At 56.1% G+C, this 2298-nt stretch carries 2 protein-coding genes; both read right to left on the bottom strand.

Going from position 1 to position 2298, the window contains the following annotated elements; all coding sequences use genetic code 11:
* Window positions 1-748 (bottom strand): hypothetical protein (locus CKO28_RS27305; protein WP_200344637.1); only part of this gene is annotated, 748 nt, incomplete at its 3' end.
* Window positions 749-1256: 508 nt separating this feature from the next.
* A complete protein-coding gene (locus tag CKO28_RS27300; protein WP_200344635.1) occupies window positions 1257-1898 on the bottom strand; it encodes a choice-of-anchor E domain-containing protein in 642 nt (213 codons plus the stop codon).
* Window positions 1899-2298 lie beyond the last annotated feature (400 nt).

Genomic DNA, 2298 nt, shown 5'->3' with positions numbered 1-2298 from the left:
TCGCGGGATTTGGGATCGGTGTGCCCGATGCCCGAGCTAAGACCTGGCCGGCCTCAAAGCGTGCGATATCTCCTCCGGTCGCGTCGCTGCGCCAATAGACGCCGTTGTCCGTATCGATACCGGCCGTGACATCCGGTGGTGTTCCGGTCGCCGCTGCTGCGATGTTTAGCGAGTTTACGCCAGAATTCACAACCGTGTTGCCGGGAAGAAGTTCGTCAATGCGCACCATGAATAAAAGCTCGTCACCGACAAGAAGGTTGCCGAGATCCCAGTCGACGACGAAATCGGTGCCGTTGCCGACGAAACTTGCATTCGCAGCCGTGGGAAGCTGTCGGGCGGCGATGTCATGTGTTTCGGTGTCTCCCGCAAGCTGAGTGCCCGGCGCGGGATTAGTACCGGTGCGATCAACCTCGTAGAGCTCTAGCGTCAGATCCGTCTTGTACCCCGAGGTTGCCGTGCCAACACTGCCAGCCGGATCATAGCCGTTCCAGTTCGACATGATCACCGAAAACGTGTCGATCTGTGCCGGCCGATCGAAGCCGATGACCCCGCCGAACGCATCAGCACTATTAGCGGCATAGGCCCAGCTACCGATATCGTCGGGCCGGTTCTGCCCATCCTTTACCAGGTTGGATGCCGAATTGAAATGATCGTAAAAATCATTATACAATTCGGCCGCGTTTGCTGACATGGAATTGCCAAACAAAAGGATTGTGCCGGCGCAGACGCTCGCGACGGTGCGCTTCATGGTGAGTAACTCCGTGCTCTTGAGGGTTCTGGCCAAACCTGCAGGAACCATGCCACGGCAATAACCTCGTGGAATCAAAGGATCCTTGGACCCGCCTTGTCGGCATTTGTAAGGCTGACGATACAGAATGTCGCTCTACACGGTAGGCGATGTAAAAAATCCTGACACATGCACGGGCCTGAGATCGCGAGTGCCAGCCGCTCCTGGCCCCTGGCTACTGGCAAGCACCCAAGCGTCGGCAGGAACACCCTCGACACCTGACGATGATGTCGCGGCGACGTGCTTCGTGATCTGACCCAAAGCGGCCGTAATCAGTCTGGCACATGTTTTTTGGAACAGTGACCTGGGAACTAAATGCACAAATGTAAAGTTTGCCGCAAACTGCCCAAGATTTCTTTCAACAAAACTTCAGGCACCGGGATAATCCGTTTTTTCTGCGACGGCGACACAAAATATTGCAATTGACCCCGCCTGACTAACATTGCCAGACGGGGCCAAGCAGTGACTTCTACACTACATTGTAACGCCGGCCAAACACGCCTAGCCCAAGCAGCGCCGCCCCAAGGAGCGCCAATGTCCCAGGTGCCGGTACTGTAGTCGTTTCACCATTGTAGGTTACGTTGAGAACCGCGCGTGCTTCTGTATCTTGGGTTCCCGTAACGTTACCGCCACCAAAGTCTATAAGCAATGCAGTATCAGTCGTTACGTCGACTGCAAAACCATCAAGCAGAGCCGCCAGTCCGCCTGATACGCTTTGCGAGGTTGCGCCGGAATCACTGGCTGCGAAAGTGTCAGTTTGGCCAGACGACAAAGTAATTGAGCCGGTTGATGCTGCTAGACCCAGCGACGCCGGTGAAATTTCACTTGAAGTGAAGGTAAAATCTGACTGTGCTTCAGCCGAACCCTCTTGTTCTTGCGCAGCGTCATTCGTAAGCGTGATACTGGTGTCGATCAAGCCTGTAAGTGTAATGTCGATTGAGGTCACACCCGTACCACTGAACGGGCCAACAGATAGCGTGTTATCCAATTCGGTTTCGCTAAAACCAACCGAATCCGACGCGGTGCCTAGGATGGCCGCATTCGCCGATCCAGCCCCGACGAGAGTTGCTACGGCAGCTGCCGTACCTAAGGCTCTAAGAGCGCGCTTCATGCTATGCTCCTCCTGTTCAAGTTACTCGCACGATCCAGACAGCAAAAGGCGTGCCACGAATGATAATTCGTATAAACCAGATGGTTAACGAGGCAGCCGCAGACTGGGGTGTCAAAAAATTTTACACCTACCCGTTAGCGCCGTCGCGACCTGTAAAATTTCGCGACAGTCCGACGGTGGGCCATCACTCGGCGGCTTTTGGCCCGGGGCTGCCACCGCCAGACGTTCGAAGGTAGGCGGGTCCACCCTCCGAACCTGCCGCGACCGCTGCGACGTGTCCGATGCGGGCGTGTGACGGTTCAGCCAGCGTTAGGCTGCTGGTAGGATCGGGCGGTTCGAGTGGAACCGAGCGCTTCAGCCTTGTCCGTCGGCCTTAGCGGGCGCCCAGTTCCAAGGCATC

It is taken from the genome of Rhodovibrio sodomensis (genome assembly GCF_016583645.1).
Classification (GTDB): Bacteria; Pseudomonadota; Alphaproteobacteria; order Kiloniellales; family Rhodovibrionaceae; genus Rhodovibrio; species Rhodovibrio sodomensis.
The sequence above is the reverse complement of the archived record's forward strand: the minus strand, read 5'-3'. Positions and strand labels throughout refer to the sequence as shown.

Excerpts from the sequence above, each read along its gene's own strand:
- CKO28_RS27300 (WP_200344635.1), bottom strand. The coding sequence starts at position 1,898 with ATGAAGCGCGCTCTTAGAGCCTTAGGTACGGCAGCTGCCGTAGCAACT.